18 protein-coding genes are annotated in these 16,531 nt (G+C 63.5%); 1 reads left to right on the top strand and 17 read right to left on the bottom strand.

From position 1 onward, the window contains the following. The 12 genes from virB10 to WG908_RS14610 form a co-directional block, all read right to left on the bottom strand. A complete protein-coding gene (gene virB10, locus WG908_RS14665; RefSeq protein ID WP_179563576.1) occupies positions 1–1,227 on the bottom strand; it encodes a type IV secretion system protein VirB10 in 1,227 nt (408 codons plus the stop codon). Positions 1,228–1,232: 5 nt separating this feature from the next. Then, positions 1,233–2,090: a P-type conjugative transfer protein VirB9 gene (gene virB9, locus WG908_RS14660; protein ID WP_179563577.1), complete on the bottom strand. Its 858-nt coding sequence runs from the start codon at positions 2,088–2,090 to the stop codon at positions 1,233–1,235. Then, positions 2,087–2,776: a VirB8 family type IV secretion system protein gene (locus WG908_RS14655; RefSeq protein ID WP_179563578.1), complete on the bottom strand. Its 690-nt coding sequence runs from the start codon at positions 2,774–2,776 to the stop codon at positions 2,087–2,089. The genes virB9 and WG908_RS14655 overlap by 4 nt, the downstream gene beginning before the upstream one ends. Positions 2,777–3,104: 328 nt before the next feature. Beyond that, entirely contained in the window at positions 3,105–4,049 is a 945-nt protein-coding gene (locus WG908_RS14650; RefSeq protein ID WP_174839267.1) for a TrbL/VirB6 family protein, read from the bottom strand. 15 nt (positions 4,050–4,064) lie between these two features. Next, on the bottom strand, positions 4,065–4,292 hold the full coding sequence (locus tag WG908_RS14645) for an EexN family lipoprotein (RefSeq protein ID WP_179563579.1): 228 nt from the start codon (positions 4,290–4,292) through the stop codon (positions 4,065–4,067). Next, complete coding sequence (locus tag WG908_RS14640; RefSeq protein WP_179563580.1) at positions 4,289–4,999, bottom strand: TrbJ/VirB5 family protein; 711 nt, start codon at positions 4,997–4,999, stop codon at positions 4,289–4,291. The genes WG908_RS14645 and WG908_RS14640 overlap by 4 nt, the downstream gene beginning before the upstream one ends. A 4-nt stretch (positions 5,000–5,003) precedes the next feature. Continuing rightward, entirely contained in the window at positions 5,004–7,421 is a 2,418-nt protein-coding gene (locus WG908_RS14635; RefSeq protein WP_179563581.1) for a VirB4 family type IV secretion/conjugal transfer ATPase, read from the bottom strand. Next, positions 7,414–7,749 carry a VirB3 family type IV secretion system protein gene (locus WG908_RS14630; protein WP_179563582.1) on the bottom strand — a complete coding sequence of 112 codons (336 nt, stop codon included), beginning with the start codon at positions 7,747–7,749 and terminating at the stop codon, positions 7,414–7,416. The genes WG908_RS14635 and WG908_RS14630 overlap by 8 nt, the downstream gene beginning before the upstream one ends. Before the next feature lie 10 nt (positions 7,750–7,759). Next, positions 7,760–8,101: a TrbC/VirB2 family protein gene (locus WG908_RS14625; RefSeq protein WP_179563583.1), complete on the bottom strand. Its 342-nt coding sequence runs from the start codon at positions 8,099–8,101 to the stop codon at positions 7,760–7,762. After that, entirely contained in the window at positions 8,098–8,781 is a 684-nt protein-coding gene (locus tag WG908_RS14620; RefSeq protein ID WP_340187291.1) for a lytic transglycosylase domain-containing protein, read from the bottom strand. The genes WG908_RS14625 and WG908_RS14620 overlap by 4 nt, the downstream gene beginning before the upstream one ends. Continuing rightward, positions 8,778–9,140: a hypothetical protein gene (locus WG908_RS14615; protein ID WP_179563585.1), complete on the bottom strand. Its 363-nt coding sequence runs from the start codon at positions 9,138–9,140 to the stop codon at positions 8,778–8,780. Before WG908_RS14615 ends, WG908_RS14620 begins: the two co-directional genes overlap by 4 nt. A gap of 240 nt (positions 9,141–9,380) precedes the next feature. Next, a complete protein-coding gene (locus WG908_RS14610; protein ID WP_179563586.1) occupies positions 9,381–10,139 on the bottom strand; it encodes an autoinducer binding domain-containing protein in 759 nt (252 codons plus the stop codon). 264 nt (positions 10,140–10,403) lie between these two features. Between WG908_RS14610 and WG908_RS14605 the strand changes: the two genes are divergently transcribed. Then, the gene (locus tag WG908_RS14605) at positions 10,404–10,970 is read left to right on the top strand and encodes a hypothetical protein (protein ID WP_179563587.1); all 567 of its coding nucleotides are present in this window, start codon (positions 10,404–10,406) and stop codon (positions 10,968–10,970) included. A 75-nt stretch (positions 10,971–11,045) separates the two neighbouring features. Here WG908_RS14605 and WG908_RS14600 read toward each other — a convergent pair whose 3' ends face one another. From WG908_RS14600 to WG908_RS14580, 5 genes are read right to left on the bottom strand one after another with little or no spacing between them, the layout of a single operon-like run. Next, complete coding sequence (locus WG908_RS14600) at positions 11,046–11,795, bottom strand: HAD-IIB family hydrolase (protein ID WP_179563590.1); 750 nt, start codon at positions 11,793–11,795, stop codon at positions 11,046–11,048. Beyond that, the gene (locus WG908_RS14595) at positions 11,792–12,715 is read right to left on the bottom strand and encodes an NAD(P)/FAD-dependent oxidoreductase (RefSeq protein WP_179563591.1); all 924 of its coding nucleotides are present in this window, start codon (positions 12,713–12,715) and stop codon (positions 11,792–11,794) included. Before WG908_RS14595 ends, WG908_RS14600 begins: the two co-directional genes overlap by 4 nt. Continuing rightward, positions 12,712–15,240, bottom strand: coding sequence for a heavy metal translocating P-type ATPase (locus WG908_RS14590; RefSeq protein WP_261937550.1), 2,529 nt, complete (start codon positions 15,238–15,240; stop codon positions 12,712–12,714). Before WG908_RS14590 ends, WG908_RS14595 begins: the two co-directional genes overlap by 4 nt. After that, entirely contained in the window at positions 15,240–15,845 is a 606-nt protein-coding gene (locus WG908_RS14585) for a cation diffusion facilitator family transporter (protein WP_179563593.1), read from the bottom strand. The genes WG908_RS14590 and WG908_RS14585 overlap by 1 nt, the downstream gene beginning before the upstream one ends. Further along, entirely contained in the window at positions 15,842–16,525 is a 684-nt protein-coding gene (locus WG908_RS14580) for a ZIP family metal transporter (RefSeq protein ID WP_179563594.1), read from the bottom strand. Before WG908_RS14580 ends, WG908_RS14585 begins: the two co-directional genes overlap by 4 nt. Positions 16,526–16,531 lie beyond the last annotated feature (6 nt).

Genomic DNA, 16,531 nt, shown 5'->3' with positions numbered 1-16,531 from the left:
TCAGCGCCGCAACTCGAGATTGTAGACGTCGGCGAAGTTGAAGTCCTTGGCGACGAAGATCCCGACCTCCTCGCCCTGGTTTTTCTTCAGCACCGGTCGGATATTGATGCTGTTCTGGAGTGCAATGCTCGCCCCCTCGCTCGGGGTCCGGGTCGTATTATTGAAGTTGTTGCTGCCACCTGAAACGGACTGCCCGGCGATATAAGCGGCGTCGTCGACCAGCGAGAGCAGCAACGCGCTACCGAAGCGCGCCCAGAAGAAGGTGTCCACGGACCCGGCGATGCCGGCGCGGCCAAGGGCGTCCGACCCCGGCGAAGCCAGGTCGATGCGCACGCCCTGCGGCGTGACGGCCCGCGTCCACAACACGAACAGGCGGTTCTGCCCTTGCTGGATGCCGCCATGATATTCGCCGAGGACTTTGGTGCCCTTTTCCATGAGCACGACACGGCCATTCTCCGAATAGACGTCGCGCGGAATCAGGCACGAGGTGTAACCGGGCTGCGCAGAATTCATCGCTGTCTGGAGGATGCACGGGATCAGCGTGCCGGCGGTGACGAGATAATTGCGGTTGGGCAGCATCGAGGCCCGTGCCTCGCCGACCGCCGAACTCTGTCGAAGCGCGTCGAGCGCATTGGGTGCGCCGCGGGCGGCCGTATCGTTAGCACCATCGCCGCCGTCCGGACTGGCGGTGCCGCTACCTGCGCCACTTCCACCGCCCGATGGCTGAAGCGCATCGCGCCCTCCATAGGCGATCAATGTCGATCGCCGTGCCTGGTCGGCCAGGTTCTGCCGCGTATTCTGCGGCGCGCCTGCCGGCGCTGCGCCCGGTTGCATGGCAGGAACGATCTGTCCGTCAGGGCCAACGACCTGCGTGCCAGGTGGAGGATTGATGACGGGTGCGTTGGGATCTGCGGCGAGAGCGCCAAGCGGCTTGGGTTTCGCCGCGACGGCATCATACGCGACGGTCTCGCGCGCTGCCAGATCGGGGCGTTTGGCCATCGACTCCGGTTTGCCCATCAGGCTGCCGGCATTGTTGGTGCTTGGCCCCGAGTTGACCCACAAGATGCCGAGAACCATCGCCGTTCCCGCGAAAATCAGGGCGGTGTTCCGCTTTGCCGGTGTCATCCCACCGATCGGATCGATGCCGCGCTCGCGGATGATTTCGTCGCGTTCAGGTGTTGGATCGCCTTGCGGGCGACGAGGGGCCTCGGCCGCAGACTCGTCCATCGCGCTCACTCCTTCGGGTCTTGTATGGTGCGTTCGACATGCGGCGACGCTGTGTTGGTGCCGTGATCGACGCCGTAAGGTGTTGGCGCGAGATTATAGATGCACAGCACCTCCCGGTTCCGGCGCAGACGCAGTTGAGCCGCCACAGCGTGAACGACCACGAACTCGTCCCGGACATCGAATGGGACCAACGTCTCCGAGCCGTCCGGGCGCACGAGATAAATCGCCGGGATTTCGTGGTTGCCGGGAAAACGCAGGACCGTGAACTGGCCGTTGTCGGAGATCTCCGACGGCTGAAGATCGCTCGCACCCTGGACCTTGTAGTTCAGATTACGCGGTCCATCGATGACGCCGTGGTCAAGGGCTCCCCGAACGGCGCTCGCCTGCAATGCCGCGACGCGCTGTGCTTCCTGCGTCGCGCGCATGCGAGCGGCACGATCAGCTTCATCGCGCGGGTAGCGAAACCGAACCTGGAAGAATGTATCACGGCTCCCGCTGCCGATGGGTCCTCGGCGCGCCGTCAGTTCGAAGGCGTAGTTGCGCAGCTCACCCCCGCGATTGGTCGTGACGATAAGGTTCGTTGGTCCCGCCCGCTCACGGGGTTTCAGGAACAGAATGTGACCGGCAACCGCCACTTCCCAGGAGACGGTGTCGCCGAGCGCGACATGTTCAATCGTCTCGTCGGCGCCAAGCACGACCTGGGTCGCTGTCCGGAATGTGCCGACGATCCGGTAGACCTGGGTCTCCTGATATTCGACGAACTTCACGCGTGGATCCGCCGGCCCACCGCGCGGCGTGTCCTCCGCGAGCGCGGGTGTCGCCATAATGGCGATAAGGCTCGCTAATGGAAGAAGGCGGTTCACCGCACCACCTCGGGGTCCGCGCGGTAATTCTCGACCTGGAACCCCAATGGGTTGCGATAGCGGTCGCCCTCCGCCATCGGCGCGTTCGTGTACCGGAAGGTGACGGTCGCGATCCAGTCGCTGCTTTGCGTATCGGTGTCGGTCTGCACTGTCCGCGTGAAGCGGACGTTGGCAACACGATCGTTGATGAAGGCGATATTGCGCACGCGGGCCTGGACGACCGCGCTCTTGCCCCACACGACCTGTGGGCTTGCGGCGTTGTTCGAGCTGAAAAACCGGCCCCAGCGTTGCTGCTCGCCTGGTTCGGACAGGATAGTGACGGCCCGGAAATTCTCTTCGGCCGCCGCCGGCAACCAGCTTTCCCGGGTCCGGACATATTGCGCGAGGAAAAATTTCGTGACCGCCTCATCATAGCGCATCGGCTTCTGGGTGACGGTGGTCTGCACGTCGACGGCGCCCGTCGTCTGATTGACGCGAATGATGTACGGCATGACCGTCTTCAGCGGCGCAAGGCCCGCGAGTGCGAAACCCTCCGCGGTCGCGGCAAGCAGGCCCAGGCCAGCTACCACCCAGGCGATGCGTTCGGACCGCAACGATTTACGCTGGCGGTCCTGATCCCAGGATCGGGCATGGCCGAAATAGAGTTCGGCGTCCTTGGCCGGCACGCCTTCGGTCTGATTCCGCATGATCAGCAACTTCCATAGGTGCTGGGAGCTGCTCGCGCCGATGTCTTCTCGGACAAAGGAACGGGCGGGGGCGGTGTGCCGCGATCAGCTGGTTGCTTGATCTGTGGCACGGGTGGTGGGGCAGGGGGCACCACCACGGCGGGGATCGGCGAGCCCGGCAGTACGCTCCCATAGATGTTGACGTCGCGCAGGTGCTTGCCATTGCAGACGGGCAGTTTCTTCGGCCCGGAAGCCCCTTGGGCGAGTGTCGGGAGCAGGGCGATGACGACCGCCGATCGTCGGAGCGCACGGACTATCGTGGACGGCCTCGTCATTGGGTGTTCCTTCCTCATGCGCGGCTCACCGAACCGCCGCGCTGAGCGGCCCGTTCGAGATTGCGACTGTTGCGAGCGATACGGCGTTGCTGGAACGGTGCCGCCATGGACCCCCACGCAGAGCCGGCGAAGGCGCCGATGCCGGCGGACGCGCCCCCGGCAATGCCGGTCGCGATTGACGGCGCCTGGAAAAAGAAGATCGTTCCCAAGAAAATATAAACGGCGAACAGCACCGCACCCAAGGCGGCGTCTCCAACACCTTCGGATGCGGTAATCGCGGTAGCACCAAGGTCAGTGATCAAGGCCGTGATCGCGATGATCACTGCCATCAGCACAATGAAGTTGAAGGCCTGCCCGAGCCAGCCGTGAAATAGCCTTCGCGTGGTCTCGAAGAGCGAAAGGGCGATGAAGATCGGTCCGAGCGCGATGATGATGGCCAGTGCCACCTTCGCGAAAACGGTGATGGAGAAGCCGATCGCCGCAGATAGTCCGGCAAGCGCTTTAAGACCGAGGCTCAGGACGTACAAAACGAGCTTGTATGGGTTGATATCGCTGTAGGTTGCCGCCTCGGTCTCGATCCTCGCGATAATAACGTCACACTGGCTGAAATAGTCGTCGAACACGTTGCCAACGCTCGTGACGGTATGCCCCGCCAACGCCTGCGAGATCGCATCAGGCATGCCGTGAAACAGGGGATTAGTTACCCACTCCGTGTAGGCGACCGTGGTGGCCGCAACGTAGAGCAAACACAGTTTCACCATTCGGTAGACAAGCTCGCCCCACGGCTCGCTGACGATGCCGCGCATCACCATGTAGCCGAACAGCGCAATATAGATGACCAAACCAAGCGCGAGTGGGCCGCGCACAACCTCGATGACATTGTTCAAGCGCTCGTTAAGGAACATGTCGAGCTTGCCGTCGATGTTGGTGTAGAGAGTGGTGAAGAGCCCGTCGGCCATCTCATCTTTCCCCGGTCAATGGGCCGGCGACAGCGAGCGCAGCTTTTGATCAAGCGTCTTCACACTCTCTGCGTTCGAGCATTCCTGTGCGTCGCGATGCGTGCCATCGGCGCACGCCTTCAGGACTTCCGCGAGCTCTTGGGGGTGGGCTTTGAGGTAATCCTTTCCGCGCGCAGGGGGTTGGCACGCGACCAGAAATGCCGGGACCAAAAGCGCGAATGCCTTGAAGATGGTTGCCTTCATTGATGGAGGCTCCCAAGCTTTCTTGCTAAGATTTGCTCGCTCTCCTGCTGCGATCGAATCCGCTGCTCCGCCTGCTGCCTCATTGTGAGCGCCTGAAGTTGCACTGCGTCGTTCTGGATATGAGCATTTTCCACGCCGACACGGGCTTGGATATCCATCACGTCCTTCGCGTCTGACGCGGTGTCGAGCGACGAGCGCAGTTCCTCGAGACCTGTCGTCCGCTGGGCGGTGACGCCATACGCTGCCTCGGCAATGGCCGCGTCGCGCGCCGCCATGTCACCATTTCGAGAGATGGAATCGCGGTTCGACCGCTCGAAAGCCGTCGCATCCGGGCGCAGTTCGGGAAGCTCGACGCGGTTGCTGATACGGATCCGATCTGCGGCGGTCCCAAGGCTACCGAGGCCCGTGGTGTCAGATGACATGAGGCGCTGAATATCCCGTGCTTCGCTCGGCAAGAGGTGGCGAACGGCATCGGTGTTCAGGGACGACGCGATCTGGTTGACGTTCGTCAGCTTGTTGACGCTGTTGTAGAGCTCGGTCGCCTGCGAAATCTGCTGTTTGCCCTGCTCGATCATCGACAGGGTGTTCTTCACGGTCGAGAGCGTCTGCAGGAAGGTGCTGGAATCATAGACCGGGATGCCTTGCGCGAACGCCGGCATGGACATCGTCAGTCCGCTGACAATCGCGAGCGCTCGTAATGCTTTCATGACCTCATCCTTTCCTTCTGGTGGTGGCTCGGCGGCGCTCGTGAAAGACGGGCAGCCAGTCGCTGGGATCGTCGCCATGTTCGCGGCGAACCTGATCGAGGATTCCCACGGTCTCAGTTGTGCCCGAGAGGACGGCCAGCTCGTCGGACAGCCCGCCGAGATCGAGTTCCACGACGATGGAATCGTGACCCTGCTTGACCAGAAAGCGCCGGCTTTCGGGGATCAGATCGTTTCTGATGAGTTTGAACTCGGCGCGGGTGAGGCCAAGCCCATCGATATAATCGACCTCCCGGCCATGCGGGTTGGGCAAGAGGATCTTGGTGGCGACCTGCTCCATGATGCTATGCGAGATGTCCGAGCGCAGCGCGTCGGCCGGGCTTTGCGTCCCGAAGACCAGAAACGCATTCTGCTTCCGGTATGTCTTGAGGCCATCCTGCGCGAAGGCGCGGAAGGCATCATCGCCCAGCGCCTTCCAGAACTCGTCGATATCGATTACGAGCCGGCGGCCATCGAGCAGGGCATCGATCCGGTGGAACATGTACATCATCAGCGGCGTGCGGATCTCGGGATTGTCGAGGAAATCCGTCATGTCGAAACCGATGAACCTGGCCTCGAGCGTCAACTCGTCGCGGTCATTGTCGAACACCCAGCCAAGCGCTCCGCCCCGTGACCATTTCTCAAGCCGTGCCCCGATACCTTCCGGATCACGTTGTCCGAGCAATTGGCGTAGCGCGAGGATGGACCGTTCTTCCGGGGGAAGGCGCCCGATCGAGAGGATGCCCTCGTCGATCATCCGCTCCTGCGTGACGCCGAGCTGGATGCCCGAGGGGGTCACCAGATGCCGGATCAGCCTGCCGAGGAAGACGATATTGCCCGGGGTCTGCTCGAGCGCGCGGAGCGGAGCGAAGCCTGTCGGCACGCCGTTACGCAGCGCCAGATACGTGCCACCGGATGACCGTACATAGATTTCGGCGCCTCGGTCCTTGTCGATGAAGATCTGCTGCGCGCCGGTTTTCTCGAGCTGCGCCATCAGGAAATTCTGGACGACAGTCTTGCCGCCTCCCGACGGACCGATGATCAGCGTATGGCCGAGATCGTTCACATGAAAATTGAAGTAGAAGGGGGACTGAGCCGCGGTCTTCATCAAAGCGATGGCAGCGCCCCAATGATTGCCCTCCGCCTTGCCGGCAGGAAAGGTGTGGAAGGGGGAGAGAGCGGCGAAATTGCGCGACGTGATCGCCGCCGGCCGCGCACGCCACGCAAAGTTGCCCGGAAGCTGCGACCAGAAAGCGGCTTCCAGCGCCGGGCCTTCCCGCGCCGAGACCAGACCGGCATCGGCGAGCGCAGCCCGTGCCGTCGAAAGATTTTCGGCTAGGCGTTTCTGATTTTCACCGAAGACCGCGAGCGAGAAATGATGCTCGCCCAGGACAAAGCGATTGCTCTGCAGATCGTCGGCCGCGTCCGCCAACTCAAGCGCCTGACTTGCAGCGGCATCCTCGGTCGATGCCATCTGGTTCTGGCGCCGCCGCAGGCGCTCGGAGGCCCGCGCCTTGCCCATGAACGCAAAGGACTGCGTGACAACGAACGCGAAGTCCTGGCTAAGGAGCGCGTTCATCTGGCCGGGTCGCGTCATGGCCGGATATTCGCGGATACCGAACAGACCGACAAAGCGGCTCGTATCATGCGCGCGCACCTCGACCGTCTCGCGGCCGAAGATCACGCGTTCCCCATAGATGGCGGAACCGAGATGGCCGCGGACCAGCGGCACTCTGCCGGCGCGGCCCATCATTACCAGCTCGAGCACCTCGAGCGGTTGGGAGAACATCAGGCCGTTATGCTCGTAGAGGTGCAGACGCCGAGGCCGGCAGCGTGCGAGGAGCTTCTCGATATCGCGCGCCTTGTCCTCGAAGCGTGCGAGCTCATCCTCGTCCACCTCGGTCCCTTCCTTGCGTGCCGACGCCAGACGGCGAAGCAGCACGCCGGTGCGGTCGGCCGATCCCACGGACGGGCGCATGATCAGGGTGAGGTACAGTTCGTTGACAAACATCCGCTTGGCGGTGACGCGCGCACGATATTTTGCATCGAGGTCGGCCGCAAAAGCCGAGCGGAACTCGCCTTCGGGATAGTCCGTGATCGGCCGGCGAACGATGTGGGTCCAGATCGCGAGGCGGTCGTCGGCAATATTGCGCAGCGTACCGTTGAGCTTCTCGTGCCAGTCGTTGAGATGGACAGGGTCGGCGGTTTCAAACGCCATGCCTTCGAGCTTGAACATCATCATGAGGTCGCGCCCGTCGAGCGCGATGACGTTCTCGTCGATATGGCGCGCATAGGGCAGGTAACGCGCCGGGTCGGCCTCTTGTTTGAGGATCCGCCATGGCGTGCGGGCTGTCGCTCCGCTCAATGCGCTGGCCCGGCTAGCCACGTGCGAAGCCCGGGCGCTTCGCCCCGTCGATCGGCAGGGGAGAGTAGGAGCTGCCGCCCCACCAGCCGCGGTTGCGGCAGCGCGCCTTGGTCGTCGTCCACAGCCACAGCAGTCGAAACGCGTTGGCGTCGTGCCGGACAATCAGTCGGGCAATCGTCAGAAACGCACCGGCCAATGCGAAAGCGTAGAGCGGGTTGCCGGTGATGATGAGGGTCAGGCACGCTGCCAGCGCGATCGGCAGCGATGCCTCGATCGGTACGCCCAACCACATCGTTGGTCGGGTCACGGCCAGGAAGAGTGTCTCTTCCCTAAGCTTTTCGTCGTCCATCGCGGCGCACTCACGCGCCGCCGGTGATGGTATCGACGATCCACTGCGCGCTGAACACGATGAAGATACCGACAATGACCGTCACGAGGAGACCGAGGCTGGCACGGCCCGTGAAGAACATGAAGCCGACGATGACGACCGCGATCACCGCGATCGTCTTGGCAAATGTGCCGGTCAGCCAGGTCTTGATATTCTCGGCCATCGACGTGACGCCATCGGCCGCCTGGGCATGCGCGGGGTCGCTCAGCAGCATCGAAACCAGGATGGCGGTGGCGATGAGCGCCAGCGTCTGGACGAAAGCGCGGCGACGTGGCGGGAGCCAGATCGATATGGTCGAAGCGGGAATTGTCATTCGGTCGGTCCTTCTCTCGATGCCGGCGTCCCGTCACCAAACACCATCATCGAGGCGGTTTGGGCGCCTGCGGAAATGTCCCAGGACCGCGGTGCTTTCACCGCCGTCTGCACAATGCGAGGCTCCTGGATTGGCGTTTCGGATGCGGGTATTGGAGGGGTGGACCTGGCCGAGCCTGCGCCGGTTGGCGCCAATCCCCTGATCGCGGGAATAATGACCGCAGAGCTCGCATAGACTCTCGCCACATAGCCGTTGCCAAAGCCACGGGCCTGACTTCCGGTATTGTACATCGAGAGAGCAACGGAGATCGCGCGATCGGACGAACCCTGGGTGCGCGCCGCGTCAAGAAAGTTGCTCGACAGGACCCGCGCTGCTGCGGCGAGATTGCGACAGGGATCGAATGTGTCCTCGACCGAGAGACCCAGCCATCGAAGATTGGCGCTGTTGATCTGCCCGATGCCGAGGTCGATATTATATCCCTTGGCGATCAACGATCGGGCGATCCGGGCGGCCGCCGCAGGCGTCGCGGGTCTTTCGGGTCGGATGCCGCGGGCGTTTACGCCGATGGCCAATGTGTCGAACTTGCTTTCGGTATGCACGACGGAAACCAGTGTTTCCGGCGCGACCGATGGCGCGCATTGCTGCGCGAGGGCAACGACGCTGGCCAGTTGCAGGATCATTGTGAACCCATTCTGGCTGGATACGGGGCCGGCGTAACGCGCTCGATATTGGCAAGCGAATAGGTTTGTTGCCGACCATCGGCAAACGTCATCACGACACGGCGGCGGGTGGCGGAGTCACGGTCGTAAACCTTGGTCTTCGCGACACCGCCGCCGCTACAGCCGGGAAAGGAGCCGCCGGTCGCCAGCTTTTGCCAAAGCTTGGTCATCGGGGGGATGCACGCGCCGTATTGCATCGCACCGCCCGGATTTGCGAGGCAAAGCAGAACCTGGCAGCCAAGATCGTTGGCTCGCGCCGGAACCGTCTGGGCGGACATCGCCACGAACGGCACGGCAAGGGCGATGTGCAGGCGCTGCATCCGATTTCTCCGCTTTTCAGCGCCGCTGCATTAAAAATGCTCCGACCACTTTCCGTTGAAAATCACCTCTCTTTTGAACCCGGCGCGGCAAATTCGGGCAATCCCCCCACAAGGGGGGAGCGGACGAACAAAGGATGGCAAGGGCGTAGAAATGGAAGTCGGCGTTGATGGCCAACGACCCTAGGAGCCTCAAGTCAAAACGACCTGAAGTGCTGCTCGCTATTGTGAGAGGCGGCGCTACTAGACGAGCGCGTCGATGTTCAGATGTCCGTCTCGCACGGCGCGAAGCACGAGCTGGGTCCGACGACGCACGCCGTATCGCCGGCGTGCACCTTCGACATATTCATGAACAGTATCGCGGCTCAACCCCAGTATCTGTCCGATCTCCCAGTCGCTCTTGCCCTGTGCCACCAGATCAATGCAGTCGATCTGGCGCGGGCTGAGCGCTATCGGCACGTTTGCCAGTTCATCTGGACCGAGAAGGGTTCGAGCCTGGTCGAACGCAACGGTGCCAATCAATCGGGCGGAGAGAAGGTCCGGGCTTGAAATATTGTCATCGCCCTGACGCGCTATGGTGAACATCGCGTCGGGCTCGTCGTGCATCCTGATCGGCATGGTGAACCCAGATGCCAGTCCATGTGCGCGACCCCGTTCAAGGATCGACCGCTGGCGAGCATTGGGCGCGATATAATCGCCGATCTGATCCCAGGTGAGCCCGGAGACGGTTTTGACGCAAGCGGCGTGAACCGGATCCTCAAGATAGAGACGTGACTCCAGGATTTCCTCGATCCAACGCACCGGATAGGTGGTTATCAGCAGGGCTTTGCGGGTGGTCCGCTTCAAGTCGACATTGTGCACCAATGCGAACCAACGGAATCCGAACTGGCGCACAATCGCATCAAGCAAGGATTTGAGCTGATCGAGCGTTGTCGCCTGCCGGCATTCTGCTTCGAATGCGGTGATATCGCCCAAGCGGCCGGCATCTTCGAGACTGCTCATAGTGCGAACGATTCGCATTTTGTTTGCGGCTTCGTCCAGTCACCGTTCGGCGAAGCCATTGAAAAACAAGACCGGCTGCCTCCAGCACCCAACTCCCCGCAAGAAAAGCACAGGTCGTCTTTAACACGAGCCGACCGATGCGATGATGAAAGGGCGCGCGTGACACTTTACCTTCGGGCAAAGTGTCACAGCCGACAAAATGATGAAAATCTGCGGCAAAGGGGATTCACTTCACCCCCTATATGTGCTTGATTCAATCCTGTTATGTTGCACGCTCCGATCATTGGCGACGGCCGCCCGCAACTGGATATGCCCTGCTTGCTGGAGATGCTTGCGCGGTCCTCGTCTCGACCGCGCTACGCTTTCATGGTGCTCAACCTCATTGCACAGGTTTCCCGATCCGATGGCAGCGCGGGGCCGTTAGTGGCCAAGGGCGGCGGCCTCATTCCTTTGCGTGACTGGCTTTGTGATGCGCTCACCCCGATGGGGCAGCGTGACCCCCGGCGCGTTGCCCTGGAAGAGCGGATACGCAGCGATCTGGCAATGTCAGGCGCATTGCCCGCCAACGTCGATCAGGCGACGGCAATCGTCGACGACGCCATCCGTGAGCAAGTGCGGGCGTCGGGAAAAACGAATGTGAGCCGGGCAGTATCCGAACTCGTGCGCGCTGGCTTGCTCAAGCGGCACTATCAGGGCTATTGTGTCGATCATCATAATCGCGGTGCGCAGCGCCAAGCCGTATATGTTCTGGCAGGGTGCGCGCGGGGTCTCATCGGCGGCCGACAAGACCAGCCGAGAGCGGTTCCAAGGCAGGCAGAACTGGCGTTCTAATCGCCTGGGAACTGGCCAAATTTAACATAACTACTATTATCAATCTTTGATTTCCGGCCCTTGTTATTTCGGCTCTCAGCGCTTCAGGCAAGCAATGATCGCCGACACGACGGCGGCGGTTTCGGCGACGTCGCGGACCTTCACCGTATCCACGCCGATTTCCGCCGCCGGATAGTCGTTGCCGCCGGGGTAGATCGCATCGCCGAGGAAGAGCATCCCGGCCAGCGGCACGCCGCTTTCCTTGCTCAGCCGCTTCAGTCCATAACCCTTGTCGACGCCGGCGCGGGTGACATCGATCGACGTGGTGCCGCCCAGGTTGATCGAAAGGCCGGGCAGCGCCGCCCGCAGCGTCTTCTGGATCGCGGTCCGCTTGGCGCGATCGCGATCCCAGCCCTCCTTCGCTTCCAGCGGCGCATCCTGGCCGAGGCCGGAAAAGGTAATCTGGCTTCCCCGATCCTCGATCCGTTCGCCCCAAAAGCGTTCGTCGGCAAGCCCCGCTTCCGACAGCGCACGGTCGAAGGCTGCGCGGATGCTCGCCTTCTCCGCGTCATCGAACAACTCAGCATAGATCGCGCGCCACGCACCGTCGACAAAGCGGTAGAGCTTCGTGCCGGTGGTCGGCATCAGCCATAGTCGCTCGCGCGCGGCGTCGATCGGCAAGCGCGAGGCGACTTGCCGGTCGAATTGCGGCCAGTCGCCGCCCGAGATCACCGCGACATCGACCACGGCCAGCAGACGCGCGAGCGTCGCCGCCATCTCGGCCGACAAGGGGCGCTTGCTCTCCGCAAGCGTCCCGTCGAGGTCGAATACGATCAGCCATTTCACGACGCGGTGCCCTCCCCGTCGCGGTTGCGCAGATCGTTGTGGAGGGCGGTCGCGGCGATTGCCGCATGGCCCATCGCGACGCTGATCTGATCGAGCGACATGACGATATCGCCCGCCGCATAGACGCCGGCGACGCTCGCGCGCTGCTTGGTATCGACGACGATGCAGCGATCGTCGCTCAGCTCGACACCGAGCTGGCGCGCAAGCGCATTGTTGCTGTCCGACCCGAGCGCCGGATACACCGTGTCGACGTGAAGCTCGCTGCCGTCGGTCAGGTGGAGCGCGACCCGATCGCCCGAAAAGTCCATTCGGGCCAGCGGTCTCGCCGCGATCTTGATTCCGGCCGCCGCGAGCGCGGAGCGATCGTCAACACTCAGGTCAATTGTTTCATGCGCGACCAGCGTGATCCGGTCCGAGAAGGTGCGCAGGAACAGCGCCTCCGCGACGCCGTGCGTATCCGCGCCGATCACCCCGATCGCCAGCCCGGTCGCTTCGTAACCGTCGCAGACCGGGCAATAGCGCAGGGCTCCCCGCTGGAGGGCGTCGCGGTGCGTATCTGCATCGAGCGCAGGTCGGCGATTTTCGACCCCGGTTGCGATCAAGACGGCACGCGCGGAGATCGTCACGGTGGACCCTCGCGCTTCGAAACCATCCACCTTACCGTCGATGTTCTCGATGCGATCCGTCAGGATCGTCGCGCCGTAGCGTTTGGCCTGTTCGCGCATCCGCCGCAGCAGCTCTTCGCCCGCGATCCCATCCGGAAAGCCGGCATGATTATGGGAGAGCGGTATCCATTTCGCTCGGCTATGCCCTTCGTCGACCACGACCACGCGGCGGTGATATCGCGCAAGGTAGATCGCCGCCGTGAGGCCCCCGGGGCCGCCGCCGACGATCAGGGCATCGTAGCGGTCCGCCGTCATGCCGCTTGCGTCGCCGGATCGCGGTAGGCGAGCAGCCGCAGCGCATTGAACACGACCAGCAGCGTCGAGCCTTCATGCATCGCGACCGCCGGGCCGATGCCCAGGCCCAAGATCGTCGCGGGCACGAGGAACGCCACGACGCCGAGGCTGACGAACACATTCTGCCGGATAATACCGCGGGTGTGTCGGCTCAGACCCACCGCGAATGGCAGGTGCGCGAGATCGTCGGCCATCAGCGCGACGTCGGCCGTTTCCAGCGCCACGTCCGAGCCCGCAGCGCCCATCGCGATGCCGACGGTCGCCGACGCCATCGCCGGCGCATCGTTGACGCCATCGCCGACCATCGCAACCTTGTCTTCGCCGGCGAGCTTCTTGATCGAGGCAACCTTATCCTCCGGCATCAGGTCGCCCCATGCCTCGTCGAGCCCGACATCCTTGGCGATGGCGTCGGCCACCTTCTGGTGGTCGCCGGAGATCATAATCATCCGGGTGATGCCCATCTCGCGCAGCCGCTTGAGCGCAACTTTGGCCGCCTCGCGCGGCGTGTCCATCAGCCCGATCGCGCCGATGTCCTTATCGCCCTTGCGGACGACCATCGTGGTGCGCCCGCCCTCGCGCAGGGTTGCAATCGCGTCGGTCGCGGCCGCGTTCAGCGTGGGGATACCCTCCACGCCGAACATCTCGGCCTTGCCGATCCACACCGTCTCGCCATCGACGGTCGCGGTGACACCGCGACCTGTCAGGCTCTTGAGATCGGTCGCGGTCGGCAGCTCGCGCCCGCCCAAGCGCTCGCGTCCATCTTTCACGATCGCCTGTGCCAGCGGGTGATCGCTCAAGCCCTCGACTGCGACCGCGAGCGCCAACAGATCCTCTTCGCTCGCGCCGTCGACGGGGACGACATCGGTGATGCGGGGGCGCCCTTCCGTCAGCGTCCCCGTCTTGTCGAAAGCGATCGCCTTTAGCGAGCCGAGGTTTTCGAGCGGCGCGCCGCCCTTTACCAGCACGCCGCCGCGTGCGGCCCGCGCGACGCCGGACAGCACCGCGCTCGGGGTGGCGATCGCCAGGGCACAGGGGCTGGCGGCGACCAGCACCGCCATCGCGCGATAGAAGCTGTCGCGGAACGGCTCGTCGATCACAACCCACGCGAACAGCAGGATGAACGAGAGTGCCAGCACCGCCGGCACGAAGACGCGCTCGAACCGATCGGTGAACCGCTGCGTGGGCGACTTCTGCGTCTCCGCTTCGCTCACCATTTTCACGACCTTCGCGAGCGCGCTTTCGTTGGAACGCCGCGTCACCTCGATCTCGATCGCAGCGCCGCCGTTGATCGTGCCGGCGAACACCCGCGACGTCGCCTCGACCGCATCGGGCTTCGCGCGCGCCGCCTCGACATCGGCGACCGGCTCCTTGTCGACTGGGATGCTCTCGCCGGTGACGGGGGCCTGGTTGATCGCGCTCGACCCCTTGATGACGAAGCCATCGGCGGGCAGGCGTTCGTTCGGGCGCACGACCACCACGTCGCCGACCACCAGCTCCTCGACCGGAATCTCCGTCGTCTGCCCGTCACGGCGCACCGTCGCCTTGTCGGGCGCAAGTTCGGCCAGCGCCTCGATTGCGCGCTTGGCGCGACCCATCGCGTAATGCTCGAGCGCATGGCCGAGGCTGAACAGGAACAGCAGCAGCGCGCCTTCCGCCCAGGCACCGAGCGCCGCGGCGCCGGCGGCCGCGACGAGCATCAGCGTATCGATCTCGAATTTCTTCAGCTTCAGATTGTCGATCGCCTCGCGCAGCGTGAAGAAGCCGCCGAACACATAGGCGCCGACATAGAAGGCGGTCGGCAGCCAGTCGGGCGTACCCGCCACCAGCTTCTCGATCGCGAAGCCGATCGCCAGCAGCGTGCCGCAGGCAAGCGCAAAGATCAGCTCGGTATTGGGGCCGAGGAAATTGGCGTGGGCGTGATCGTGACCATCATCCGGTCCGTGCTTTTCCGCGCCCTCCGCATGGCCACCAGACCCGTGATCGTGCCCGGCATGGCCGTCGGCGCCGTGATCGTGTCCAGCATGATCGGAGCCCGTCCGCTTGCCCGGCTTGACCTTGAGCTTGCCCAGCGCCGCGACGATCGCGGCCTCATCGACGCGCTCCTTGTCATATTCGACCCGGACGCTGCCCGAGGCGCTGGCGTCGGCCTGCAGCACGCCGGGCACTTGGCACAGGGTTTCGCCGACGGTGCGGGCGCGGCGTTCGTGCCCGATCCCCTCGACCTGCCATGTCGCATGGCCGTATCGCCCGCTGATCTCGGCGCCCGCCGCCCGCACCATCTCGCGCACACGCGGCAGCGGCAGGGCCGCCCCGTCGAAATGGATGCACAGCTTTGCCGGTGTGTCGCCATCGGCGGGCAGGACGTGCGCGCGCTCGACGCCGGGTTTGGCGCTCAACGTCGAGACGAGGCGCCCTACACAGGCATCGGCCACGTCGGGAACCTCGGGCAGAAGGACGGGAATATCGAGTTCGAGTTTTTCGGTCATCACGCCGTCTCCGCGTTGGTCTTGGTTTCTGCCCGCGCATCGCGCAGGATTTCGATGCCGCCCTTGATCGCGATCAGAGCGGTAGCCAAGCCGACCAATAGATCGGGCCAATTCGTTCCCAGCCACAGCACCAACGCCCCCGCGATCAGTATGCCGCCGTTGGAGATGAAATCGTTGAAGCTGAAAGTGGTCGCCGCGCGCAGATTAACATCGGGCTGCTTGAGCCGTTGCAGCAGACGCAAACAGATATAGTTCACGACACCGGCAATCGCCGACATCACCATCATTGTCGGCCCGATCGGTTCACTGCCCTGGATATAGCGACGGCCGACGTCGAGCAGGATGCCGCCCGCAAAGATGAGTAGCACCACGCCCGACACGGTTGCAGCCCGTGTCTTCCATGTGCGCCCGTGGCTCAGCGCGACGAGGCTCAGCCCATAGACGGCCGTGTCGGAGAGGTTATCGACGCCATTGGCGATGAGCGCGCTGGAATCGCCAGTCAGGCCGGTCACGAAGAAGCCGGCGGCGATCGCCGCGTTGAGCAACAGCACGATCCAAAGCGTGCGCCTCTCGGCCGAGACCTTTGCGTCCGGTGTAGCCGTCATGCCATGATTTCCTCGATCAGCAGGAGGACGAGGAAGCCGACGAAGAACATCGCGCTGATAAGCGGCGAGTCCGGCTTCTCGTGCGCTTCGACCAGCAACTCTTCGGTGACGAGATAGAGCAGCGCCATAAGGCCGAAGCTCAGGAAGCCGGTGATCCATATCGGCGTCAGCAACGCCACCGGCTGCGCGATCAGCGCACCGATAGGCACAAGCACCGCCAGCGCGCAAGTCAGGCCGATCGCCTTTGCCTTGCGATACCGCCCCACCAGATCGTTGGTGAGGGTCAGGGCCAGGAACAGCACTTCGAGGGTCAGTGCGACGGCCAACAGCGTGCCCGCCTTCTCGCCGGCGATGAAGGCGAGACCGAGAACAAGGCCATCTATCGCCAGATCGAGCCCGATCGCGGCGAGCAGCGCGACAGGCCCCTCAAACCGGCTTTCGGCCGCCTTCAGGCCGAGCATCACGGCGACGCCCAGCGCTCCGCCGATCAACGTCGCGGTCGGAGAACCGCCGTGCATCACCAGCGGCAGGATCTCCGTCGCAGCAGCGGCGAACACCACGCCGGCCGCGAGATGCTGCATGGCCGCCACCAGCTTCTCGCCGGGAGTGCGCCATCCGGCGATCAGCGCGCCGATCATGATCGCGATCATCGGGATCAGGGAGAATTTGAGCGCCGCCATCGTCAG

This window comes from Sphingobium anseongense, from assembly GCF_037725245.1.
GTDB lineage: Bacteria > Pseudomonadota > Alphaproteobacteria > Sphingomonadales > Sphingomonadaceae > Sphingobium.
Note: the sequence above shows the minus strand (reverse complement) of the source record. Positions and strands in the feature narration are given on the sequence as shown.